Origin of the sequence: Microcoleus sp. K4-B3 (assembly GCF_036704615.1) — a bacterium.
Lineage (GTDB): Bacteria > Cyanobacteriota > Cyanobacteriia > Cyanobacteriales > Microcoleaceae > Microcoleus.
Genome location: NZ_JAUBSF010000054.1, coordinates 1 through 21,109, shown reverse-complemented (window position 1 = coordinate 21,109; position 21,109 = coordinate 1). Strand labels below are relative to the sequence as shown.

The following is a 21,109-nucleotide window of genomic DNA, read 5'->3' as shown; positions in this document are numbered from 1 at the left end:
GTAAACTAGGCTTGATGGTTCACGGGATAAATAGCCGACCAACCCCCATGTATTGCTCGATATCGAGCGCAATCTCAACTATTCTATCGGCACATTGATTTCGATAATCGCGATCGTCGATTCTATCAACATTTCCGATTGTCAGCACGGGAAATGAATCGGGCGTGTTTTCTTCACGAAGCACCTGTTCTAGGGAGTCTTCTCCTTTCATAGTTCGATTTGCGGTCAGCAAAATCATCTGGTTTTCTTGGGCAAATCGCCAGACAATGCGATCGTCACTATCAACTGATAGCCCAACTTCTTCAAAGGTAACAAAGCGGATAGGTAAGAGAGCAAGCCAGCCCTGATTGGCAATATTTCCTAAGAGAATAACGGCGTGTCCCTCAAGATTGTGGTCTATCAAAAAACTCAGGCGTTTGATGCGTGCCTTGCTTTCTGTGCTTGGAGTTTTGCCCAGAGAGCTTCTGTACCTGGTTTCGGTGGCAGTTGAGCGATGCGAGCAAAATGTTCGCGATTTCGCTCTTCCCAATACTGTCGATTTTCCTCTGCTATTTGCAAAACTTCTTGATACTCTGCCTCGACTTGAGCGCGATTTGCTTCAATGTAAGAAAGGGCGACATTGACTTGTTCGTCAGTGAGACAAAGCTTTTCACGGATCAATTTTGGCGGATAACTGGCGGTGACATAATCCATCACGTCGTATAGGGTAATGCGCGTACCTCCGATCGTCAGTCCGCGTCCTGTTCGGATAATGCTTGTTTGAGTGCTTGGTGTCGAATTCATAATCGTAATTTGTGGGCGATCGCTTTTATAATACCTTATAAAATAAGGAGTCTGTTGCAGTAAAATCTTACAATGATTTACATCGCTTCTTATCAGCCGAGCGCAGATTTAATCCTATTTTGAGCGAGTGAGCGAGCAAAACATCAAAGATATCTCGATAATTTCTGCAATTAGCCAATTGAATAGGGGTACAGCCCCGTTGATTTTGTGGATTCACCATTGCTCCCGAAGCTAACAGCGATCGTACAATCTTTAAATGACCGAGTAAAACAGCTTTGTGTAAGGGTGTATCTCCGTTATTATCTCTAGCATTGACATATGCTCCTGAAATTAAGAGGAGTTGCGCAATTTCCAAATGTCCCTCTAGAGCTGCTTTGTGTAAAGCTGTATTTTCGCTATAGTCTTTAGCATTGACATCAACTCCACAAGTGATTAGAAGTTCTACAACGGGTTTATGTCCCTGTTCAGCAGCATAGTGAATTGCTTTTTTGCTAATTGTTCCTCCTTGAGAAAGTAAAAACTCAATAAGATTTTTTCGTCCTCCAGCAGCGGCTCGATCGATAAGATTTCCATTCCAGCTATGAGGACTTCCTTCTACGGAAAGTCCGCGTTGTAGCAATAGCTGTACAACATCTTGGTGTCCGTTATCTACTGCTAAATCTAAGACTCCATCACCCCAATCTGTAACGACATCTATATTAGCTCCATTATAGATTAATAGCCGCACCATTTCCACAAAACCCCAATTGGAAGCAATGCTTAAGGCATAATAACCCTGAGCGCATTCATAATTCACATTGGCACCGCATTCAATCAGTAGTTTAGCTACCTCAAGCTGGTTATTTGCTGCTGCGAAGAACAACAAAGTATGACCGTTAGATTCTCTTACTATACGAGCATTTGGATCTCCCCCTTGTTCGAGATAAAGCTTAACATCCTGGATATTACCGAGCGCAGCAGAAACGTGCGTGTTAATAACCGCACCTTTAGAAAAAAGTAGTTCTACAATTTCTCGATGTCCCCTAGAAGCGGCAACCTGAATGGGTGTTTCGTTAAGAGAGTTGACTGTATTGATATTTGCTTCAGCAGCAATAAGTGCTTCAACTATCTCGAATTGATTGTACCAAGCTGCGGCGTGTAAAGGAGTGTTTATAGATCCACAACTGCACCGGAAATTTACATCAGCACCAGAGTCTATCAGCAATTTTGCTAATTCTATATTTTTATAGTGGATAGATAAGTGTAGAGGTGTATAGTTACTTCTGTCTGGTGCGTTAACGTCTGCGCCCCTAGCAATTAATATTTCAGCCATCCTGAATGATTTTATCATAATTGCTTGGTGTAGAGGGCTGCTATCTAAGCAACTTTCATCTCGGAAATTTATATAGTCACCTCGCTCTAGGAGAGCAATAACTCTCTCAAAATCCTGATAGCGAACTGCTTGACATAATTCCTCACTCATTGTATTTTTTGATTAAATTCAATTATTTATTAAACACGGTCGCAATGTTTGACTGTATTCACAATCCTAACTATTTTCGCAATAAACTCAGTGAAATTGTTGCTTTCTTTTGAGATAAGTTTTTCAAAAAAGCCATAAACTAAGTATTTTTTTTGAGCAGTTCCACTGCGAATTCAAAATCATCAATTGGCGCGAGGGCAAACATTTTGCCGTCAGGCTGGCGCAAAACAACTGCTTCGCCTTTTGCTAGGGCGAGCGCCTCATCTAGTGTCTGCCCGCTTTCTAACTCAATAATCTTCATAACGGGAATTTCATAATTTAAATTACTCTCATACTAACTCAAACATAATCGTAAAAATTAGTAAGGGGGGCAAAAGCCCACCTTACTGATTTTAGCCGATCGCCCTTTTGCCTACTTGAGAATCTTGGAGACGACACCGGCGCCGACAGTGCGATTACCTTCGCGGATGGCAAAACGCATATTTTGTTCGATCGCGATCGGCTGCAACAACTTAACAGTCATATTAACCCGATCGCCCGGAACTACCATGTTGATCGCGGTCCCGTCATCAGCGGTAAAAGATGCGATCGTACCTGTAACATCCGTTGTCCGCACGAAGAATTGAGGGCGATATCTCGCAAAGAAAGGAGTTCGGCGGCCGCCTTCTTTTTCCGACAGCACGTAAACCTCAGAATCGAATTCAGTGTGAGGTTGAATAGAACCGGGTTTAGCAAGCACCATACCCCGTTCTATTTCGTCTTTTTGGATGCCGCGAAGCAACAAACCGACATTATCTCCAGCCATTCCTTCATCCAGAATTTGCTGGAACATTTCAACACCGATCACAGTTATCGTGCGAGTGTTGTGGATTCCCACCAATTCCACAGTATCGCCGACTTTGATTTTACCCCGCTCGATTTTGCCCGTGGCGACAGTTCCCCGACCTTTGATCGAGAACACATCTTCAACAGCCATCAGAAAAGGTTTGTCAATATCGCGATCGGGCGTAGAAATCCAGTCATCTACCGCATCCATCAAATTGTAAATGCCATCAACCCACTCATCCTCGCCGCGGTGTATTTTCGGATTAGCAGTCATCTTTTCCAGCGCTTTCAGTGCCGAACCTGCGATAATTGGAATATCATCGCCCGGGAAACCGTAAGAACTGAGAAGTTCGCGAATTTCTAACTCGACTAACTCCAAAATTTCCGCATCGTCCACCATATCTTTCTTATTCAAAAAGACAACTAACTTCGGCACTCCCACTTGCCGCGCTAACAAGATATGTTCGCGAGTTTGAGGCATCGAGCCATCTGCAGCCGACACGACGAGGATTGCACCATCCATTTGAGCGGCACCCACGATCATGTTTTTCACGTAATCAGCGTGACCCGGACAATCAACGTGAGCGTAATGGCGATCGCCAGTTTCATACTCAACGTGAGCCGTATTAATCGTGATTCCCCGCTGTTTTTCTTCCGGTGCAGCATCGATTTCATCGTACTTTTTAGCCTTGGCCCGACCCTGTGCAGCCAGCGTCATTGTGATCGCCGCTGTTAGGGTTGTTTTGCCGTGGTCAACGTGACCGATAGTACCGACATTGACGTGGGGTTTGTTCCGTTCAAATTTAGTGCGTGACATTACATTTTATTCTCCTCTGAGAGTTGTTTTTGGTTTCTAATCATGAGTTTTTAGTCCTTAGCCTGTTATTAATGACTAATGAATGATGACTAATGATTAAAAAGGAAAGTGGAGGAGTCGAACCTCTACAGTTGTCGCTGTACGCTGGTATTCCAAACCAGTTGCCGTCCACACAGCCGCACTTTCCAAGTTTTGGGATTTTTAACCGCAGATAATTGCAGATAACGCAGATGAACGCAGATAAATGCAGCAGATCCCATGCAACAATATGCCCTTCAATCTAAAATCTAAAATCTCACAGATATCCCTCAATCTAAAATCTAAAATCTAAAATCGATTGAGTGGGTGGTATAGGAGTTGAACCTATCTGGTACCGGTTAAAAGCCGGGTGCATAACCGCTTTGCTAACCACCCATAAAATCTCAACGGAAGCTGGAGGAATTGAACCCCTACAGTTAACTGCACTCTTGTTTTCAAAACAAGTCGCCGTCCCTGCGGCAGCAGCTTCCATGTAAAAATTTTGATTGATTTGGACTTATGTACGGGAGGCCATAAACCGGGTTTTTTAGGAACATATTTCCTTGTAGCCCGCCAATTAGGTAAAAACCTGGTTTCTTTGGGAGGCGTGCGTAAGTCCTAATCAAAAATCTCAAATCTCAAATCAAAAAATCGTCCGCAAAATGCAAACAAAAGTCACAGCAACTCGCGATCGGTACTCCGAAAGAGGATAAGCTGGTGTCAACTAAACATGACTGCTTGAAATGGCTGACAAAGAAGAGAATGCTGTGATTAAAGTCACAGTTCCCAAGCGTTTGCACGAAAAATTGAGAAAAATCTCCCAGCAGACTGGAGTTCCCATGTCCACTCTGCTAGTCATGGCGGCCGTCAAGGAATACAACCTCGTGGACGAACCAGAGTTTGAGTAACTTAAAGGGTACTTATAGTACCCTTTAAGGGTACTATAAGGATATTTCTGGAATATTCAACCCAGGAGGTTTGCGTGTGACTCAAGATGAACTCGAAGCCCTTGTCGATGAACTCGGCTTAGTATCAGTCGTCAGCCTGCTGGCAAATATCGGCCATAACAAAGCTCGACAAACCTTGTTGCTGAAGGGAAAAGGGGCTAATCCTTATACCGCTTGGAACTGCAATGGCTTCTTGCTGAGGCAGTTGATGACCAGACTGCGGCCAACCGGCAGCTATGACCCCGATTTAGACCTCAAGGGCAACTGAGGTTTAACTCGTGCAAGTGCTTGACACTCCCCGCCCTATAAGTGCGGGGATTCTTTTTTATTAAAAACTTTATATCCTGTAAGCTTTTGGCTATATCCTGATTTACCCTCAAGTGCTAAAATTTTGAATGTGTATTTTTGTTGACTGATGTAAATCTACGAGCAAAGGGATACGGCTTCCGTCCACCATCTGATTAACAATACGGTTAATAAAATTGACAGGATTAACAATCAAAATCATCTGCAACGTAAGTAAAAATCCCTTTGCCACAGCCAAATTGACGAGGTTTGAGAACAGCAGTCTTTTCGGGTGACTTTTCTTTCAGTTTTTGGATTTCGTTTAAAAGTTGAATATCCTTTAATAACAAAATCCACTGAATCAATTCTAATTTGAGAACTTGAATGCTCATGGCTTCTATGTTGAATGACTAGCAAATCTAGACTTATTATAAACCAATCCATCCACCGAGGAGGTACTGCCCCTCCTATCGCCGCGTTATCAGCACGGTGTCTCACTTTTCGACTTCCGGTGGTTAAAAGGAAGATGAAGGAATCGAACCCTTACAGTTACCTGTACCCCAGTTTTCAAGACTGGTTGCCAACCGTTTAGCGGCATCTTCCAAGGGGTATCCGACGGGACTCGAACCCGCTAATAACTAGCTTCACAGGCTAGCGTCTCGACCGCTTCGACTTCAGACACCGGAAGTGGAGTCAAGGAGAATCGAACTCCTGGCCTCTTGCGTGCAAAGCAAGCGCTCTACCAATTGAGCTATGACCCCGCGTAAAAGATTCACCTGTAGAGTAAATCTAAAATCTAAAATCTAAAATCTAAAATCGAATGACCGCGCATAAAAGATTCACCTGTGGAGTAAATCTAAAATCTAAAATCTAAAATCTAAAATTGGTGTGGTGGATTGCGATCGGATTTGAACCGATATCTTTCTAACAGCCAGTTAGATGCTTTACCAATTAAGCTACGAACCCCAGACAGCAGGAGCGGTAGGACTTGAACCCACAACATTCGAGGTAGAAGCTCGACACTCTATCCAGTTGAGTTACGCTCCCATGTTTTTTGTTAATGCGCGATCGCACTTTCCGTGCAAGTTATCAGAGCATTGCGTTTTCTCAGTTACTAGAGGGACTCCGCCGGTGAGTTATTACACACTCTTTAAAGGATGGCTACCTTTAAGCCAACCTGCCGGGTTCATCGCACTCCCCGTTCTCAAACGCCCGCTGATTTTGACAGCGTTACCTTTCCTCTCGTACTAAAGTATGTAGGCTCCAAAGATTGGGACACGCAAAGGGCGATCGATCTTAATATAAAAAATTATCCATTCAATGGAATCAACCTCCTTAAATTAAAGCAAAAACAACGAGAGTGGCAGGACTCGAACCCACAACATCCGCGTCCGAAGCGCGGCGCTCTATCCATTGAGCTACACTCCCATAAATTAGTAGTCCTGGCAGGATATTACCCCGCGTCTGCTTGTAAGGCAAACGCTCTACCATCGAAGCTCAGGACTACAAAAGCGGATGATGGGACTCGAACCCATGCGCTGAGAATGGCATACTCAGATGCTAGCCTTTACATCACACCCGCAAACCGATTTGAGATTTGAAATTTGAGATTTTGGATTTAACAAACTTCTTGTTTAGCCAAGCGGATAACGGGACTCGAACCCGTATCGCGAGTTTGGAAGACTCAGATGCTACCGTTGCACCATATCCGCACTTCAATTAGTTTTACAGATTGCAACTATTAAATCTCAACATACAGCCTCTACAAAATTGTCAAGTAAGTTTGCGTTGGACTGATGGGTAAAATTATTAACCGCTGATTTTTCAAATCTAATTCAATTCCCAACGCTTCCAGAGGAATCACGCCTAATAGAGGATTCATACCTCCCGGCAATTCCAAACACTCAAACGTTCCTTCGCGTCCTACCAAAGAAATTTTAGCATCCTGAAAAATTCTGGCTTTCCCAATACCATTAGCCGTCTCTACATCCACTTCTTTGAGCAGCGACAAACCGAGTTGGGCAATAATCTGCGGTGGTAAGCAAAGAGTGGTTGCCCCTGTATCAACTAGCACATTATCCAGAGTCACGGAACGTACTTGTTCGGGAGGGATAATCCCGCGTTCTACTTCGGCCTGGTCGATCCGGTTAGTCACGGTCAGTGCGGTAATAATTTTTCCCATTGAGGTGTTGTCAGTTGTTAGCATAGTTTAACCTTGAACTACTCTACCTCGATTATGGCAAATTTTTGGAAAGTCGTGTAAGTTTTAGTTGCCGGAAATAAATCTACTCTGGAATTCTGCCAATATTTTTGCTTGTTCAGAAGAGTCAAGTATAGAAAATAAGATGCTTTTTACTCTTCCCCTAAATTGACCATTTGGCAACAATAAGTCTGCAAACATTTGGGCAACCATTGCTGGATTATTTTTAAATACACCACATCCCCAAGCTCCCAAAACTATAGCGTCGCAGCCATTAGAAATAGCTAGGCTTAACAATTTTGCACCGCGTTCATACAGAACTTCGCATATTTTTTCAGCATCCTGGGATTGTTTTCTCCAAACTTCACCAGCATTAGGAGCTGGACTTGTGATGAAATCAACAAGATAAGGTGTTTCTAATAGCGTTCCATCATCTTTTCTGAAAACTGGACAATCAGGTGAATATAGCATCCTATCTGAGTACAGGAGCGAATCATGAGAGCGATGAAATTCGTAGTGATCGCGACATTTCAAGATACTTTTGTAAAGAGCAGAACTGCGTGCTAAACTCTCTTCTTGAGCTTGTGCGCCTTTGAGAAATCCACCACCAGGATTTTTAGCAGAAGCAAAATTAAGGACTCCTATTTTTTGAAACAGTTGTCCTCTTGCCATACGTTCTGCTCCCATCAAAGTCGTCTCATTCCTCACTTCAAATTCAATGTTTGAGAATTGGGGAGTACCAGAAAGAACGCCTTGTTTGATCTTAGAAAGAGCGTCGGGTTCATAGCATTTTGTCTGTTCAACACAGTATGCTATTTTTTGAACAAGTTCAATGCGTTTACCTTCAGGAGAGCAATAGTAGCCTGCTTCAATAATTTTTAGTGTGTCTTGAGCGATCGCAATCCGTCTCATAATTTTTTCTCTGATTCCTTAGCAAAAAATTAACAGAAATAATATCTCTAGCGTAGTTACAAGCAGATGGCGAGATTTGAACTCGCAAGAAAGCTTTACAAGAGCCTCATGTTGCCAGTTACATCACACCTGCATTTTTGGTGGCGGGGGCAGGAGTTGAACCTGCTATTAAGAGGCTTATGAGACCTCCAAGCCTACCCAGGCTACTTCACCCGCGATGTCACCAAATACCCCTGACTGGCATCGAACCAGCACTAACTAGATCCTAAATCTAGCGCCTCTACCGATTGGGCTACAGGGGCAAAACCGATTTGAGATTTGAGATTTGAGATTGAATAAAACCTCATACCCCTGACAGGCCTCGAACCTGCAAAAAACACTCGTTCTGAGCGAGTGATGTTTTCCAATTACATCACAGGGGTAAAGTCGGGATGGTTGGATTTGAACCAACGACTCCATGCTCCCAAAGCATGGCTTCTGGCCGCTGAATTACATCCCGTTCATGCTCCTAGTGAGACTTGAACTCACACTCAAAATAAAACAGATTTTAAGTCTGCCGCGTCTGCCAATTCCGCCACAGGAGCAACTAGAAACTCAGTTGAAAATTTGGTACTCCTGGTGAGATTTGAACTCACACAACACAATTTTTGAAATTGCGGCCTCTGCCAATTGGGCTACAGGAGTACGAGCGATCTGCTTTGGTAATAGCAGAACTGGGAAGGCAGGGATCGAACCTGCATTTTTCCGCTTTCAAAGAGCGGTGCCATACCAATTAGGCGACTTCCCAATAACATTTACTCAACTTACTAAATATTTAGATATTTAATATTTTTTATTTCGGTTCCAATATCCTCTTGGCGGTTTCTGAATTCCATAAGTCTTACACCATTTTTCTATGGCCTTGCCACTGATACCAAACTCTTTTGCTAAGCAAGTGGTTGGTTTTTCCCAAAGCATTTTTTCTAGCTCCTCTTTAGAGGGACGCTCAACTTTTCTGGCTTTCATATGAGGAACTCTTTTGTTCTGGTGAGCTATGTAATTATTTGCTTCCGGCTCTTTGCGTTTACTTCCATAAGTTTCAGTTTGTCTGTGACAGTTAGGGCAAAGAAATCTCAGATTCTCTTGCCTATTATCTTGCCAATTTCCATTGATGTGATCGATGTCTAAAACTAAATTATTTCCTAACCATTCATTTTGCACCAAACATTTAGTATTTTCACATTTATACTCTCTCCCAATCTCCATTAATGCTCTTCTAAGTTGGAATGTTTGTGTTCTTTGCTTGCGCGAACTTAGAACCAAAATTTCTTGGCAAGGCTTTTTGGGATTAAGCCCTTTCAAACTTTGATTGGATTGTTTAAAGTGAGAGGTATCAATACCCAACTCTTTAATTCGCTTAGTTATGTGACCATGACTTCCACCACCTGCTATACCAAGTTGCCTTAAAACCCAACTGATAGAAAATGAATGTTTAACAGCTTCTTCCAAGATTTCTTTGGTGTATTTCATGAAAAGTGTAAAACTCAAGTAATTATTATTATAAATGAGCTCGGCACTATGCTTTACCAACTTTTTAACGTTGTGTAAAATGGCTGCCCCAGTAGGACTCGAACCTACAACCTAGCGGTTAACAACCGCTTGCTCTACCATTGAGCTATAAGGCAACGCAATCCCCCAAGTCAGTATCGAACTGACGACCTCTTGTTCTTCACACAAGCACTCTACCAACTGAGCTATCGGGGGAAATTTAAACGGAGAGGACAGGATTTGAACCTGCGTCGGTGTTACCCGATTCTGTTTAGCAAACAGGTGCCATAAGCCTCTCGGCCACCTCTCCGAGTGCGAGAACGGAGGGATTTGAACCCTCAATCTTCAGTTTTATTAACTGAGATGTTATCCGGCTACACCACGTTCTCAAAATTGCAACTGCGGATTAAATACAGTTACAAATGGGTCGGGCTGGAATTGAACCAGCAACGCTTTAAGCTACTGTTTTACAGACAGCTACCCACGCCAATAGGAGGGCCGACCCAGTTGGGAAGTGCTGACGGGAGTTGAACCCGCAATCACTTGGGTGAAAACCAAGCGGCTTAAACCATTTGCCTACAGCACTATAAATTGGCACAGGAACTGAGATTTGAACTCAGAATGCTGGTTTTGGAGACCAGAGTGTTGCCAGTTACACCATCCCTGCTTTTGGTTGCAGCGGCGGGATTTGAACCCGCATTGACCGAGGTATGAACTTGGCGCTTTACCATTAAGCTACGCTGCAATGTCACTTTCGCTTCGTTCCTTTTCAAAGTTAAAAAAATTAATTAAAAGACTGTTAGTTTAATCTTTTAATTTCTAATTTTTAATTTCTGATTTGGAACAGAGGTTAGGGCGGGATTTGAACCCGCGAAATTCGGTTTTGCAGACCGACGCCTTCAACCACTCGGCCACCTAACCTGGGAGTCCCGACGAGGTTTGCACTCGCAATCTTCTCCTTGAGGGGGAGACGGCTTGACTTTTGCCTACGGGACTTTGACGGGAGTAACGAGACTTGAACTCGCAACCTTTCGCTCGACAGGCGACTGCTCTGACCGGTTGAGCTATACCCCCGCGAAAATGAACAATATTCTGTCCTTGAATTACTCAAGTTGGGACGGGGTGGCGGTTGATTCCGCGTACGACAACCCGATCGGGCTATTGTTGCCGGAGTCTACACCGCCGATGTCCACAATTATGTGACACGATTAACTTCCTATTCGGTTTTCAAGGTTCATATTGCTCGTGGGGCAAGGCTTTGAAGCTCTTTCCTCTTCGCCATACATTTATACTACATAACATAATACAAGGCTGTCAAGGGGGTAATACAACTTTTTTTAAAATTGGGTTTTTTAAAGGGGTATCGATCGCTCCAACTAACCCTCTGTGTTCCCCCAAACCCTTATAAATCAAGAAATTGTGCGGCTAAACTGATGTGGTGGCGTAAGGTAAATCTGATGCTGAAACTGTACTACACTCCAATTTCTGTGAATTCTCGCCGTCGCGCGAGGTCGCACTTCTGGAAAATGCGATAATCAGCTTTTAAATATCAAATACTACAAATCACACCTTGTCTGAATTGCCCTTAACTCCCGTGCCCGCAACCCCAGAACCCGATCGCCCAAACCTCCCTCACTGGCTACACTCCTTGGATACCTGTCCGAGTACCAACAGTTGGGCGATCGCCCGCGCGGCCCAACTCCACCACGGAGATGCAGTATTTACCAAGCGACAAACCAGCGGGCGCGGCCAACACGGGCGCACCTGGCACGCCCCAACCGGTGTCTTAACTGTTAGTTTTGTTCTCGACAACCTCAACCCCACTCTGTTGCCCGGGCTCAGTTTAGCAGCGGGTTTAGCTGTGATTTACGCGATCGAAGATTTGGTTCCCGACTGTCGCGATATGCTGCGCCTGAAATGGCCAAACGATGTCTGGATCGATCGCCACAAATTAGCCGGAATTCTCTGCGAAGCTACGAACGGCAATGCTTTGGGTACAACTCGCGCCGTTGTGGGAATTGGACTCAACCGCTGCGTAGATTTCGCGGCTGCGGGATTGGATGAAAGGGCGATCGGCAATGCGGTAAGCTTGCATTCTATTGCTAGTACAGTACCAGATGAACTGTGTTTGGTAGATCGACTGCGGCACTATTTACTCGAACTAGCCGATATGTTTTCTACCACAGACAAGCCAGCCTCCAAGTCCGGTTTAGCGCTACTTTTGCCGGAATTGCGCCGCCGCGATGCGTTGATTGGCTGCCCGGTGGCGATCGAACTTTCCTCAGAAACCATCTGCGGAGAAGCAGCGGGCATTGATGGATGCGGCCGCTTGCTAATATGCTTGGCGGGCGATCGAATACAAGCCTTTACCTCCGGCCGAGTTCGATTAATTTAAGAGGAAGAAGGAAGTTCGGCAACGGATGTAACGGATGTCAGTCCGAAGGAAGAAGGAAGAAAGGAAATGCAGTCAGAGCAATATTTTCAGCGAACAAAAATGTCCTAACCTTCTTGCCACTTACTATAAATTAAGAGAAAAAAGTCATTAGTCATTAGTCATTAGGGAAAATTCCCAATTAACAATGCCCGATGCCCGATGCCCGATGCCCGATGCCCGATGCCCTATTCCCTATTTTAATTTACCACCTCAAATATTACTAATCTGCTCAGCCACAGCGGTTGATTTGCCTCCACACCTTCGGGACGACCCTTAGTAGAAGCAACTTGTATTCTGTTGCCATTTATCCCTTGTTTAACCAAAATACCTTTCACATTTGTCGCCCTTTCCAGTGCCAAATTTTGATTTTCGACCGGAGTGCTTTTAAAATCGCTGTAGCCAATTATCCTTAAATTCTTCGTGCTATTTCCCTCCATATATTCCTTGACTTTGCTAAGCTTTTGTGCTACGTCTTTCGGCGGCAAAATTGCAGAACCAGTAGCGAAATAAACGCGAACTGCCATTATTTTTGCCGGCGGTTGACTTCCTATTATTACTGTATTTGTTACAGACTTCACCCCCGGAATTTTCTCAAAAGCTTGAGTTATTTTCTGAGCATCTGGCACTTTGCTCACACTGCCTGCAACGGCCACTTTTCCCTCTGCATAGCGAGCCGAGATATCAATGCTTTCTACTTTATTCAAAAGAGCTGCCGTCCGCTTGACATCGGCTTCGACTAAAACCGGATCTGGAGGTACTTCAACAGCTATAATTTTATTTTGAATTCCTAATTTTGGAGCCGCTTGCTGAGCGATTTTTTCCGCTTTCAATCGCAGCTTTTGATTCGGCACTCGTCCAGAAATCTCCAATATTTTATCTTTAACATCTGCCGCGAGGCGATAAACCGATAACTCCGGAGCAGATTGTAAAGCTAAATTCGTATCTGCTTCTAAGCTCGCTTCAACTCCGCTGCGGTATTGATGAATTCCCCAAGGTACACCAATTACACCTAACGCTGCCAAACAGATAATTGGTAAAATTGGAAATTGAGGAGATTTAACTTTTACCTCTGTATCTATTAATTTTTGCAAGTAGGAGTTTACTTCTGCCGGCACAGTGGCTGGATCGCCGTTAAATGACTGGATTTGAACCCCGTATTCTTGAACAATCTTTTTGAATATTGATCGCATTTTGTACTTAAACCACTGACGAGTTTCTCCTTGCATCACTACTGCTAGATAACACGAACCCGCTACTTCCAATACGATCGTAGATGTGCCGTATTCTATAGCATCTATCTCTGCAATATTTCCCGACTGAGATATGCAATCGTTGACAAAAGCCCGAATAGCAGTCAGCATCCCCGCTACCATGTCTGATTCTAGCTGTTCGCGTTCAGACTGCTGCACTGCTGAAATTACTAAGCCCGATTTTGCTTGAATTAAAAAGACAGCTTTCACACTCAGTGGTGTTGTTTCTTTCATCAGCAATTCTGCTTCAGAAATTCCCTGCAATTTGGCTTTAATTTTGCGACTAATTCCCTCTGGGCTTAAAGATGATTCGAGTTTTTCATTAATCTCCCGCATCATCTCTGCGATGTATTTTAAAATCGTGCTGCCGATAATCGGATAAAGTGCATCCGACATTGCTTCTCGCTTGAGATGAATTTGCTGTTTGATAGCGGCGGCCATTTCCGGCGCGAGCGCCATTGCAATTTCATCGGGCGATTCACTGATTCTGTGGCTAATTCCTACAGGAAGAGCGGGCGATATGGCTACTCCCATAGATTGCCTGTTTTCTCTGGTTTTGGTATTAATTACTTCATCAATTATCGGAGCTATGGTATCGGCAAATGATTTTTTTGACTCATTAATTGTTTGAATCATCATTTCGGGAAAGATGATTTTAATTCTGGCGAGTAATTCTTCCCGATTGCCTCCCCATTCAGCATCAGTAATTTTGCGATCGAGTTCCCCTACTTTATCGTTGAGTCTGTAATTATAACCTACAACTTCATCTAACAATGGTAAAATAGATTCGAGCACCGACTTTTTTAGTTGGGCGTGATGGCTAACCATCAGCTCATCAATCAAAGGTTTCAGTAAATCTGTAAACAAGTCTGTCGATTCATAAATCCGGTGTTCTATCGCCACAATCTGTTGTTCGATCTTCCCGAGTCTTTGATCGATCCTTTTATTCTGAATGATTGCATCAACAGCCGGGGCGATCGCAGATTCTATCTCTAGCTTTGCTTCGCCGATGTTTCGGGACAGCATCTCTACAATCACTGGCATTATTCTTGCCATCAAGCCTTCTATTTCGGCTAAAACTTGCTGCTGAACTGCGACAATCTTACTGTCATTATTTAATATTTGTGCTGCAATACCGCTGTTTTGAATAGCCCTGTTGACAGCCGGCGCGATCGCCTCTCTCACCTCTAACTTTGTCTCGTCGATTTTCCGGTTCAGCGACTCAATCATTAACGGCATCAACCTTGCCATTATTTCTTCCGGCTGAGACTTTTGCTGTCGCTGAAGATTATTTAGTCTACTTTCTACCTCGCTCAATTTTCCTTGAACTTCTCTTTGAAGAATTGCTGATTCTATCAAAGGTTCGATCGCCGCTGCTACCTCTAATTTTGATTCATCAATTTTCCGGTTCAGCAAATCAGTTATTGCTGGCATTAGCATCGCCATTATCTCTTCTGGCTTCTGAATGGGCGACTGTTGCGTAGCCAGCCGGCGCTCGATGATACTCAATACTTTTTCTTCTATTTCTACCCAAGCTATTCTTACCTGTACAGAGGGTGCGACACTTGCTATAACCTCTAACTTCAATTCACTAATTTTCCGGTTCAGCAACTCGCTAACTACCGGTACTAGCTGCTTGATTAAATCTTGTGGTTGCTGCTGGTAACGCTGCTGAATATTCGCAACTCTATCTTCAATTCTTACTACGTGTTTTTCAAGTCCGTTTTGATTGTAAATTACTTGATTGACTGTCGGTGCGATCGCCGAAGCTACTTCTAACTTAGACTCCTCTAGCTTGCGGTTGAGCAGCTCGCCCACCACCGGTATCAGCCGTTGCATTAACTGTTCTGCATTCGGCAGTTGCTGCTGGTTGAATTTAGCAATTTGATTTTCCAAATCCGCTAATTTCGTCGGCAATTCGAGTCCATTAATTTTATTATTGCTCGCGAGTTCGATCGCCTTTTTGAATTCAGACTTCAACCCCTCTAACTCTTCTCTCACTAACTCAGGAACTAACGGTCTCAGTAAATTCATCAACTCTTGGGGTTCAGACATGAGCTGCTCAAAATTTTCTAACCTTTGTTCCACGCTCAAAACATTACTGTAAAATTCCGGTAAATCTCTTTCAAACAGCAGTTGCTGCAACCGCTTAAACTCCTCCACTGCTTGTTCTAATTCTTCCTCCGACGGTCTATAATTTTTTTCTACATTCGCGATTATAGATAAATCAGGTTTTTCATTATTTTTTTCTTCTCTTTGAGAGGGCATCTCTTCATTGTCAGTTAATACTTCGGGTACAATAGGCGGTGATTCGATCCGAAAAGACAATTGGTTGCGCCGATTTTCCTCATCCTCAAATCGCTGAACAGACTTTTCCGAAAGCGGTAATTTCAGCTCGCTTGGTTCTTTTTTTGATTTTTTTAATAACTGAAATTCAGTCAGTATGGTTAGCAATTCCTGAAGTTGCTCTCCTGCTTGAGAACTTGCCATAGTTGCATCAGAAACCTCTTTTTCTGACTGATATATTTTGCCTGAATTATCATTAGATGGTGTCATACTGCGCTACCCAAACGTGATTTTAATCTACCGAAGGAAATTATCAGCTTGCTTGCCGCCTCACCCCAGCGAAAATCAATAGGAATGACACAATTTTTCCAAGCGTCAGGCGTACTAAAGCTCTCGCCCTATTTTAACTGCTGTTCTGCGACTAGCCAACAGAGCCGCCAACTGCAATGCTGCCTTCATGCTGGAGGCATCTGCAATCCCTTGACCTACAATATCAAAAGCTGTGCCGTGATCCGGAGATGTGCGGACAAAAGGCAAGCCAATTGTAGTGTTGACAGCTTTGTCGAAAGCCATCAATTTTACTGGAATCAACCCCTGGTCGTGGTACATGGCCAAGTAACCGTCGTGAGCTTCTGTGGCTAGACCGTACCAAACTTTAGCCGGTTTTACCCACAGGGTATCGGGGGGGACTGGCCCGTCTAACTGCACTTGAGGAAAGCGATCGCGCTGCGTTTCCAACCAAGGTATCATCCAGTCTTGCTCTTCATTTCCCAGTTTGCCATTTTCGCCGCTGTGAGGATTTAAGCCAGAAATCGCTATTTTCGGTCTTTCCAGCCCAAAATCTTCCCGCAAACAGTCTATCAGTAATTCTAGTTTTTCACTCAGCAATTCTGGACTCAAAGCATCGGGGACTTGACGCAGAGAAATATGTGTGGTAGCGAGTAAAGTGACGAGCGTCCAGCCGCTGTGGGGAGATGTGGCGGCAAACAGCATTCCGAACCGCTGCGATTTCGCCCTTTCTGCGAGGAGTTCTGTTTGTCCGGGATAATTGTAACCGGCCGCCTGCCAGCAAGTTTTAGAAATCGGGCCGGTTACGATGGCGGAGAATTCGCCGGCGAGGGTACGGGCGATCGCGCTTTCCATGTAAGCAAAGCTAGCCGCCCCGCTAGCTGCACTCCCGACACCGGGGACAATTTCGCCCCACTTGCTGTCTGGTTCGATATCAATAATGTTTAATGTTTCGGGATTTGCCGCTGCTGCTGCTGGATTGCTCGATCGCAACTTATCGTAAGTTTGCTGCAAAACTATCCTAGAGCCTAGAACCGTCGCCCTCAAAGCAGCAGCGGGATCTGCCAAAGCCTTGAGAATCACTTCCGGGCCAATTCCCGCCGGATCTCCCAGAGTTACAGCTAGTTTTGCTTCCCGATCGAGACTCAAGGCAGTTCTCTCCAACAAAATACAGGAATTTGGGCACTGAAATTTTAGCATTCATGTAGCTAGTAGCCCCAAATTATATTATCTTTATTTAATGCGATCGCCCAATTGGACATATCAAATCGTCAAGAACCTCAGCCTAAAGGCATGAGGCTTGAAAGAGAAATCTAACAAGCCATCTTGATCCGCCTAAGTCTTAACTGACTACGTTTTTTGAGTCACGACACCGGGCGAATGCGAAGCTAGTTCCCTGCTCTGTCGCTAGTGGTTAAACAGTTCTAAGGTCACTGGAACAGTGCTGCTAGCCTAACAAGCTCACTAAACATTGGCAAAGCTAACTTTACCCCAGAAATGGGAGATTGAGGACAACCATATCCTCACGGGGGGGCAACCATACCCCCCTACCCCGCAAGGGGATTCAAATTAAATGTAAAGCCGTCCTGTAAGGACGGGGTTTTAGACCCGAGGAATTTTGATGAATCCTGAAATTTTCAATGCAGCCTTTTTGTCCTTTTCCCTAATTTTCGTGGGTATAGGTGGAGGCTTCCTCCTGCTCAAATTGCAAGGCGGCGAAGAATAAGTTTTTTTCAACCAATTCAGAAGCCTTCTACCTTATGCCTTCTGCCTTCTAGATTCTGCCGAAAGCAAGCATTCTGCCGAATATCTCAAGCCTAATATGAGAAAATTTCAGGTTTTTGTTAAGTTTTTTATAAAAACTTAACAAAAACCTGATACCATCTTATAGAAAGTTTAAGATTCATAATTAATCCCTAGATGACTTTATTGATTTTAGGTGCCACCGGCACTCTCGGCCGCCAAATAGCCCGCCGCGCCCTAGACGAGGGCTACCAGGTGCGCTGTTTAGTCAGAAGTTACAGAAAAGCTGCATTTTTGAAAGAATGGGGCGCTGAACTCGTACCGGGGAACCTTTGCCAGCCAGACAGTCTGCCTCCGGCCCTAGAAGGCGTCAGTGCTATTATCGATGCAGCAACAGCCAGTGCTGCGGATTCTGTCAGCATCAAAAGAGTAGACTGGGACGGAAAAGTATCGCTGATTCAAGCAGCAGCAGCAGCAGGCATCAAGCGTTACATATTCTTTTCCTTTCTCGATGCCGAGAAATATCCCCAAGTCCCCTTGTTGGAAATCAAGCGCTGTACCGAATTGTTCTTAGCAGAATCCGGTCTAGACTATACAATCTTGAGACCTTGCGGCTTTTTACAAGGACTGCTGAGTCTGTATGCAATGCCGATTTTGGATAATCAGGCAGTCTGGCTGCCCAACAAGCCGTCAGCCCTTGCCTACATGAACACTCAGGACGTTGCTAAATTTGCCGTCCGGGCCCTTTCCGTTCCCGAAACCGAGAAAAAAAGCTTTCCGGTTGTGGGAAATCGCGCTTGGGATGCTGAAGAAATCGTGCGGTTGTGCGAACGGCTGTCTGGGAAGCAAGCCAAAATTACGCGCACCCCAGACGCCTTGTTGAAGGCTACTCGTCAATTTGCTAAGTTCTTTCAGTGGAGTTGGAACGTAGCTGACAGATTGGCTTTTTCAGAAGTTTTGGCAGCCGGAAAACCCTTGAAAGCTCCGATGGATGACGTTTACAGTGTCTTCGGAATCGACCCTAAAGAAACTACTACTTTGGAGTCTTATCTGGAAGAATACTTTAATCTGATTCTGAAGAAGCTCAAGGAAATAGAGTACGAGCAGCTTAAAACTAAAAAACGGAGTAAACAAAAAATGCCCTTTACATTTTAAAGTGCCGAAAGCTGGGATTATATACAACGACGTTAAACCTGTGGCTTGTCGTATCGCCGCAGAGTTGCAAGACAAGCTGACTGCCCGCGGCTGGGAGGTTTGCTCGGTTTCTGGTTCCGGAGGAATTCTGGGCTATTCTAGCCCCGATCGCCCCCTGTGCCACAACCCGATCGACCAACTCGTCCCCCCCGGTTTTGACAGCGACATGGAGTTTGCAGTGGTTTTGGGCGGCGACGGTACGGTGCTGTCGGCATTTCGCCAAGTTGCTCCCATCGGAGTGCCACTGCTGACTGTCAATACCGGTCACATGGGCTTTTTGACAGAAACTTACCTGAACTTGCTGCCGCAAGCTTTGGAAAAGGCGATCGCCGGAGAATACGAAATCGAAGAAAGGTCAATGCTGGCCGTGCGGCTGTTTCGAGAAAACGACTGCCTCTGGGAAGCCCTTTGTCTCAATGAAATGGTGCTGCACCGGGAACCGCTGACTTGTATGTGTCATTTTGAAGTGGCGATCGGCCAGCACGCCTCTATTGACATTGCCGCAGATGGAGTCATCATCGCGACTCCCACAGGATCGACAGCTTACGCCCTTTCTGCCGGTGGCCCTGTCATCATTCCCGGAGTGCCGGTGCTGCAGTTGCTGCCTATTTGCCCGCATTCCATGGCTTCGCGGGCTTTGGTGTTTTCCAACACCGAGCCGGTCAAGATTTTGCCGGCAAGTCCGAACCGCCTGGTAATGGTGGTAGACGGGAACGGCGGATGTTATGTTCTGCCGGAGGATTGGGTGCAAGTCGAGCGAGCTCCGTACCAAGCCCGGTTTATTCGGGTGCAATCTTTTGAGTTTTTCCACATTTTGCGGGAAAAATTGGGCTGGGGCTTGCCTCACATTGCTAAACCGAGTTCGGTTGAGTTGCCTTGATAGTTGTTGTTGACACTCCCCGACCTAAAACGGGGATTGTTGGCTCAACCAGTTGGCTTGCTCGTAGATATCATATCAAGTCCTAGCTGTAGGAAATCGCAAATCCCGTTCCCGTTTTTCACCGATTGAAGGGATTTTGATTTTTTTATCTATTGATAAATCGTAGAATAAAGCAGCAATTAGTGTTGGTAATGTAGGGCGAGATTTATCCAGCGGAATCCTTAATTCTCGATCGAGCTTCCGAATCATCTCCAAAGTCAGGCTGCGTTTACGAGATAACGGTATAGTTGGAGTGTCTTCATTTCTATTCACTCTGCTTAGGACGGATTTCAAATTCTGAACGTGCCCGGAAGAAACAGACATCAAACTCGAAGAAGAAATTAGCTTGCCCCAATATCAAAGGTACATTGGTTGCTTGTGTCCAGGCAAATGCCAGGTTAAGCGTTGGGAATGAACTAACTCGAGCATTAACAACGACTGCGCGGGCTTCAAATCGAGCCAAATTCCCAGCCAATACGACTGAGAGTGTCTCATTTTCCCAGACTAAGCCCAGTTGTAGCCCTAACTCGTAGGGCAAAACATTAACGCTTGCGCCTGTATCTAGTAAGCCCTCAGCGTTCAAGGATTGACCGTTCAGGCTGAGTGTCAATGGTAGATACGGCATTCGATCGACCATGCCAAAACTGCTGTCAATGATTTTGTAGGGAAATCACTGAGCGTCAATCATTCTGTTCTTGTTGTTTTGTCGTCAGAAGATTCATTAAAACATTGGCAGCCTCAGAGCAATTGTAAGGCGACCAGACCGGATACTCTCGATCGGCAACAAAAAAGTTTGTTGCATCTTCTTCTTTGACGAGTTCTGTTGCCAGAAACTGCATCAGCCGAAGCTTGTCAATTTTTGAAAGTTCCTGGATCTGTGACATTAGTTCAGCCAATGGCATTTGAGAATCTCCTCGTTCGAGGTTTGGCGAAAAGATTGGATCTACTAGCTTGTTGCATGGTGCGCGATCGAAGCGTGTCTATTTATTCTACCAAGTTTCTGTAGGTCAAGCTCTCGATCGAGCTTCCGAATCATCTCCAAGGTCAGGCAGCGTTTGCGAGATAACGATAAAGTTGTGTGGCGGCAGACAGGTTAGAGCACCCACCGATAACCTCTTTTCCGTCCGCACCAACGCAGTGTTAGCAGGGTAAGCTCATCTAATTTGGTATAAATTGTACTTGACAAAAAGGGCAATATATACGATTTGGCATTAGTGAT

The 21,109-nt window shown here is 44.7% G+C and carries 21 protein-coding genes, 28 tRNA genes and 1 other annotated feature; of the genes, 6 read left to right on the top strand and 43 right to left on the bottom strand.

Features of this window, described 5'->3' with window-relative positions; genetic code table 11:
* Nucleotides 1–19: 19 nt before the first annotated feature.
* The 8 genes from QUA78_RS20965 to QUA78_RS20930 form a co-directional block, all read right to left on the bottom strand.
* Complete coding sequence (locus QUA78_RS20965; protein WP_333301708.1) at nt 20–403, bottom strand: ACP S-malonyltransferase; 384 nt, start codon at nt 401–403, stop codon at nt 20–22.
* Between the two features lie 5 nt (nt 404–408).
* Nucleotides 409–783: a DUF433 domain-containing protein gene (locus QUA78_RS20960; protein WP_333033731.1), complete on the bottom strand. Its 375-nt coding sequence runs from the start codon at nt 781–783 to the stop codon at nt 409–411.
* Between the two features lie 67 nt (nt 784–850).
* Nucleotides 851–2,245, bottom strand: coding sequence for an ankyrin repeat domain-containing protein (locus tag QUA78_RS20955; RefSeq protein ID WP_333301709.1), 1,395 nt, complete (start codon nt 2,243–2,245; stop codon nt 851–853).
* Between the two features lie 139 nt (nt 2,246–2,384).
* Entirely contained in the window at nt 2,385–2,546 is a 162-nt protein-coding gene (locus QUA78_RS20950; RefSeq protein WP_333301710.1) for a hypothetical protein, read from the bottom strand.
* Nucleotides 2,547–2,657: 111 nt separating this feature from the next.
* The gene (tuf, locus tag QUA78_RS20945; protein WP_333301711.1) at nt 2,658–3,887 is read right to left on the bottom strand and encodes an elongation factor Tu; all 1,230 of its coding nucleotides are present in this window, start codon (nt 3,885–3,887) and stop codon (nt 2,658–2,660) included.
* 125 nt (nt 3,888–4,012) lie between these two features.
* Nucleotides 4,013–4,147, bottom strand: coding sequence for a hypothetical protein (locus QUA78_RS20940; RefSeq protein WP_333301712.1), 135 nt, complete (start codon nt 4,145–4,147; stop codon nt 4,013–4,015).
* Between the two features lie 82 nt (nt 4,148–4,229).
* A tRNA-Lys gene (locus QUA78_RS20935) sits at nt 4,230–4,301 on the bottom strand.
* Between the two features lie 12 nt (nt 4,302–4,313).
* Nucleotides 4,314–4,396: transfer RNA gene (locus QUA78_RS20930), tRNA-Ser, on the bottom strand.
* A gap of 252 nt (nt 4,397–4,648) precedes the next feature.
* Here QUA78_RS20930 and QUA78_RS20925 point away from each other — a divergent pair.
* Both QUA78_RS20925 and QUA78_RS20920 read left to right on the top strand, forming a co-directional pair.
* Complete coding sequence (locus QUA78_RS20925) at nt 4,649–4,813, top strand: ribbon-helix-helix domain-containing protein (RefSeq protein ID WP_333301713.1); 165 nt, start codon at nt 4,649–4,651, stop codon at nt 4,811–4,813.
* 76 nt (nt 4,814–4,889) lie between these two features.
* Nucleotides 4,890–5,120 carry a hypothetical protein gene (locus QUA78_RS20920; RefSeq protein ID WP_333301714.1) on the top strand — a complete coding sequence of 77 codons (231 nt, stop codon included), beginning with the start codon at nt 4,890–4,892 and terminating at the stop codon, nt 5,118–5,120.
* Between the two features lie 223 nt (nt 5,121–5,343).
* Here QUA78_RS20920 and QUA78_RS20915 read toward each other — a convergent pair whose 3' ends face one another.
* The 30 genes from QUA78_RS20915 to QUA78_RS20770 all read right to left on the bottom strand — a co-directional run bounded on the left by QUA78_RS20915 (nt 5,344) and on the right by QUA78_RS20770 (nt 10,850).
* Complete coding sequence (locus QUA78_RS20915) at nt 5,344–5,529, bottom strand: hypothetical protein (RefSeq protein ID WP_333301715.1); 186 nt, start codon at nt 5,527–5,529, stop codon at nt 5,344–5,346.
* 128 nt (nt 5,530–5,657) lie between these two features.
* A tRNA-Ser gene (locus QUA78_RS20910) sits at nt 5,658–5,740 on the bottom strand.
* Nucleotides 5,741–5,744: 4 nt separating this feature from the next.
* A tRNA-His gene (locus QUA78_RS20905) sits at nt 5,745–5,819 on the bottom strand.
* Between the two features lie 6 nt (nt 5,820–5,825).
* Nucleotides 5,826–5,898, bottom strand: a tRNA-Ala gene (locus QUA78_RS20900).
* A 128-nt stretch (nt 5,899–6,026) separates the two neighbouring features.
* Nucleotides 6,027–6,103: transfer RNA gene (locus QUA78_RS20895), tRNA-Ala, on the bottom strand.
* A gap of 7 nt (nt 6,104–6,110) precedes the next feature.
* Nucleotides 6,111–6,184: transfer RNA gene (locus tag QUA78_RS20890), tRNA-Arg, on the bottom strand.
* An 81-nt stretch (nt 6,185–6,265) separates the two neighbouring features.
* Nucleotides 6,266–6,321: a sequence feature (23S ribosomal RNA rRNA prediction is too short), on the bottom strand.
* Between the two features lie 171 nt (nt 6,322–6,492).
* Nucleotides 6,493–6,565: transfer RNA gene (locus QUA78_RS20885), tRNA-Arg, on the bottom strand.
* Nucleotides 6,566–6,647: 82 nt separating this feature from the next.
* A tRNA-Gly gene (locus QUA78_RS20880) sits at nt 6,648–6,719 on the bottom strand.
* Nucleotides 6,720–6,778: 59 nt separating this feature from the next.
* Nucleotides 6,779–6,849, bottom strand: a tRNA-Gly gene (locus QUA78_RS20875).
* Between the two features lie 50 nt (nt 6,850–6,899).
* Nucleotides 6,900–7,343 (bottom strand): retroviral-like aspartic protease family protein, encoded by a 444-nt coding sequence (locus QUA78_RS20870; RefSeq protein WP_333301716.1) that lies wholly within the window; start codon nt 7,341–7,343, stop codon nt 6,900–6,902.
* Nucleotides 7,344–7,403: 60 nt separating this feature from the next.
* Entirely contained in the window at nt 7,404–8,249 is an 846-nt protein-coding gene (locus tag QUA78_RS20865; RefSeq protein WP_333301717.1) for a TIGR02452 family protein, read from the bottom strand.
* 61 nt (nt 8,250–8,310) lie between these two features.
* Nucleotides 8,311–8,382 (bottom strand) — tRNA-Thr (locus tag QUA78_RS20860).
* 95 nt (nt 8,383–8,477) lie between these two features.
* Nucleotides 8,478–8,551, bottom strand: a tRNA-Leu gene (locus QUA78_RS20855).
* Between the two features lie 44 nt (nt 8,552–8,595).
* Nucleotides 8,596–8,671: transfer RNA gene (locus tag QUA78_RS20850), tRNA-Leu, on the bottom strand.
* 4 nt (nt 8,672–8,675) lie between these two features.
* Nucleotides 8,676–8,748: transfer RNA gene (locus QUA78_RS20845), tRNA-Pro, on the bottom strand.
* 4 nt (nt 8,749–8,752) lie between these two features.
* Nucleotides 8,753–8,833: transfer RNA gene (locus tag QUA78_RS20840), tRNA-Leu, on the bottom strand.
* Nucleotides 8,834–8,856: 23 nt separating this feature from the next.
* Nucleotides 8,857–8,933 (bottom strand) — tRNA-Leu (locus tag QUA78_RS20835).
* 29 nt (nt 8,934–8,962) lie between these two features.
* Nucleotides 8,963–9,036 (bottom strand) — tRNA-Gln (locus QUA78_RS20830).
* A 35-nt stretch (nt 9,037–9,071) separates the two neighbouring features.
* Complete coding sequence (locus QUA78_RS20825; RefSeq protein WP_333301718.1) at nt 9,072–9,758, bottom strand: HNH endonuclease signature motif containing protein; 687 nt, start codon at nt 9,756–9,758, stop codon at nt 9,072–9,074.
* Between the two features lie 80 nt (nt 9,759–9,838).
* Nucleotides 9,839–9,913: transfer RNA gene (locus tag QUA78_RS20820), tRNA-Asn, on the bottom strand.
* Between the two features lie 6 nt (nt 9,914–9,919).
* Nucleotides 9,920–9,992 (bottom strand) — tRNA-Phe (locus QUA78_RS20815).
* Between the two features lie 9 nt (nt 9,993–10,001).
* Nucleotides 10,002–10,086 (bottom strand) — tRNA-Ser (locus QUA78_RS20810).
* Nucleotides 10,087–10,091: 5 nt separating this feature from the next.
* Nucleotides 10,092–10,165: transfer RNA gene (locus tag QUA78_RS20805), tRNA-Tyr, on the bottom strand.
* Nucleotides 10,166–10,199: 34 nt separating this feature from the next.
* Nucleotides 10,200–10,281: transfer RNA gene (locus QUA78_RS20800), tRNA-Tyr, on the bottom strand.
* Nucleotides 10,282–10,288: 7 nt separating this feature from the next.
* Nucleotides 10,289–10,362 (bottom strand) — tRNA-Glu (locus QUA78_RS20795).
* Between the two features lie 6 nt (nt 10,363–10,368).
* A tRNA-Trp gene (locus tag QUA78_RS20790) sits at nt 10,369–10,443 on the bottom strand.
* A 3-nt stretch (nt 10,444–10,446) separates the two neighbouring features.
* Nucleotides 10,447–10,521 (bottom strand) — tRNA-Met (locus QUA78_RS20785).
* Between the two features lie 102 nt (nt 10,522–10,623).
* A tRNA-Cys gene (locus QUA78_RS20780) sits at nt 10,624–10,697 on the bottom strand.
* Nucleotides 10,698–10,772 (bottom strand) — tRNA-Glu (locus QUA78_RS20775). It lies immediately after the preceding tRNA gene.
* A gap of 4 nt (nt 10,773–10,776) precedes the next feature.
* Nucleotides 10,777–10,850, bottom strand: a tRNA-Asp gene (locus tag QUA78_RS20770).
* 496 nt (nt 10,851–11,346) lie between these two features.
* Between QUA78_RS20770 and QUA78_RS20765 the strand changes: the two genes are divergently transcribed.
* Entirely contained in the window at nt 11,347–12,171 is an 825-nt protein-coding gene (locus tag QUA78_RS20765) for a biotin--[acetyl-CoA-carboxylase] ligase (RefSeq protein WP_333301719.1), read from the top strand.
* A gap of 236 nt (nt 12,172–12,407) precedes the next feature.
* On the opposite strand, the gene QUA78_RS20760 is transcribed toward QUA78_RS20765, so the two are convergent.
* Both QUA78_RS20760 and pdxA read right to left on the bottom strand, forming a co-directional pair.
* A complete protein-coding gene (locus tag QUA78_RS20760) occupies nt 12,408–16,016 on the bottom strand; it encodes an OmpA family protein (RefSeq protein WP_333301720.1) in 3,609 nt (1,202 codons plus the stop codon).
* Nucleotides 16,017–16,130: 114 nt separating this feature from the next.
* Complete coding sequence (pdxA, locus tag QUA78_RS20755) at nt 16,131–17,234, bottom strand: 4-hydroxythreonine-4-phosphate dehydrogenase PdxA (protein ID WP_333301721.1); 1,104 nt, start codon at nt 17,232–17,234, stop codon at nt 16,131–16,133.
* A 421-nt stretch (nt 17,235–17,655) separates the two neighbouring features.
* Between pdxA and petM the strand changes: the two genes are divergently transcribed.
* The 3 genes from petM (at nt 17,656) to QUA78_RS20740 (ending at nt 19,851) form a co-directional block, all read left to right on the top strand.
* Entirely contained in the window at nt 17,656–17,760 is a 105-nt protein-coding gene (petM, locus tag QUA78_RS20750) for a cytochrome b6-f complex subunit PetM (RefSeq protein WP_172189541.1), read from the top strand.
* Nucleotides 17,761–17,954: 194 nt separating this feature from the next.
* Nucleotides 17,955–18,932, top strand: a complete 978-nt coding sequence (locus tag QUA78_RS20745) for an NmrA family NAD(P)-binding protein (RefSeq protein WP_333354659.1) — start codon at nt 17,955–17,957, stop codon at nt 18,930–18,932.
* Nucleotide 18,933: 1 nt separating this feature from the next.
* Nucleotides 18,934–19,851: an NAD(+) kinase gene (locus QUA78_RS20740; RefSeq protein WP_333398999.1), complete on the top strand. Its 918-nt coding sequence runs from the start codon at nt 18,934–18,936 to the stop codon at nt 19,849–19,851.
* A gap of 75 nt (nt 19,852–19,926) precedes the next feature.
* Here the strand turns inward: QUA78_RS20740 and QUA78_RS20735 are convergent, their stop codons facing one another.
* The 3 genes from QUA78_RS20735 to QUA78_RS20725 are packed head-to-tail and all read right to left on the bottom strand — an operon-like array spanning nt 19,927 to nt 20,792.
* Entirely contained in the window at nt 19,927–20,163 is a 237-nt protein-coding gene (locus QUA78_RS20735) for a hypothetical protein (protein ID WP_333307495.1), read from the bottom strand.
* A complete protein-coding gene (locus QUA78_RS20730) occupies nt 20,156–20,527 on the bottom strand; it encodes an aspartyl protease family protein (protein WP_333307493.1) in 372 nt (123 codons plus the stop codon). The genes QUA78_RS20735 and QUA78_RS20730 overlap by 8 nt, the downstream gene beginning before the upstream one ends.
* A 43-nt stretch (nt 20,528–20,570) precedes the next feature.
* Nucleotides 20,571–20,792 carry a hypothetical protein gene (locus tag QUA78_RS20725; protein WP_333203042.1) on the bottom strand — a complete coding sequence of 74 codons (222 nt, stop codon included), beginning with the start codon at nt 20,790–20,792 and terminating at the stop codon, nt 20,571–20,573.
* Nucleotides 20,793–21,109 lie beyond the last annotated feature (317 nt).

Excerpts from the sequence above, each read along its gene's own strand:
- QUA78_RS20960 (WP_333033731.1), bottom strand. The coding sequence starts at position 783 with ATGAATTCGACACCAAGCACTCAAACAAGCATTATCCGAACAGGACGC.
- QUA78_RS20955 (WP_333301709.1), bottom strand. The coding sequence starts at position 2,245 with ATGAGTGAGGAATTATGTCAAGCAGTTCGCTATCAGGATTTTGAGAGA.
- QUA78_RS20950 (WP_333301710.1), bottom strand. The coding sequence starts at position 2,546 with ATGAAGATTATTGAGTTAGAAAGCGGGCAGACACTAGATGAGGCGCTC.
- tuf (WP_333301711.1), bottom strand. The coding sequence starts at position 3,887 with ATGTCACGCACTAAATTTGAACGGAACAAACCCCACGTCAATGTCGGT.
- QUA78_RS20940 (WP_333301712.1), bottom strand. The coding sequence starts at position 4,147 with ATGGGATCTGCTGCATTTATCTGCGTTCATCTGCGTTATCTGCAATTA.
- QUA78_RS20925 (WP_333301713.1), top strand. The coding sequence starts at position 4,649 with ATGGCTGACAAAGAAGAGAATGCTGTGATTAAAGTCACAGTTCCCAAG.
- QUA78_RS20915 (WP_333301715.1), bottom strand. The coding sequence starts at position 5,529 with ATGAGCATTCAAGTTCTCAAATTAGAATTGATTCAGTGGATTTTGTTA.
- QUA78_RS20870 (WP_333301716.1), bottom strand. The coding sequence starts at position 7,343 with ATGCTAACAACTGACAACACCTCAATGGGAAAAATTATTACCGCACTG.
- QUA78_RS20865 (WP_333301717.1), bottom strand. The coding sequence starts at position 8,249 with ATGAGACGGATTGCGATCGCTCAAGACACACTAAAAATTATTGAAGCA.
- QUA78_RS20825 (WP_333301718.1), bottom strand. The coding sequence starts at position 9,758 with ATGAAATACACCAAAGAAATCTTGGAAGAAGCTGTTAAACATTCATTT.
- QUA78_RS20760 (WP_333301720.1), bottom strand. The coding sequence starts at position 16,016 with ATGACACCATCTAATGATAATTCAGGCAAAATATATCAGTCAGAAAAA.
- pdxA (WP_333301721.1), bottom strand. The coding sequence starts at position 17,234 with ATGCTAAAATTTCAGTGCCCAAATTCCTGTATTTTGTTGGAGAGAACT.
- petM (WP_172189541.1), top strand. The coding sequence starts at position 17,656 with ATGAATCCTGAAATTTTCAATGCAGCCTTTTTGTCCTTTTCCCTAATT.
- QUA78_RS20745 (WP_333354659.1), top strand. The coding sequence starts at position 17,955 with ATGACTTTATTGATTTTAGGTGCCACCGGCACTCTCGGCCGCCAAATA.
- QUA78_RS20730 (WP_333307493.1), bottom strand. The coding sequence starts at position 20,527 with ATGGTCGATCGAATGCCGTATCTACCATTGACACTCAGCCTGAACGGT.
- QUA78_RS20725 (WP_333203042.1), bottom strand. The coding sequence starts at position 20,792 with ATGCCATTGGCTGAACTAATGTCACAGATCCAGGAACTTTCAAAAATT.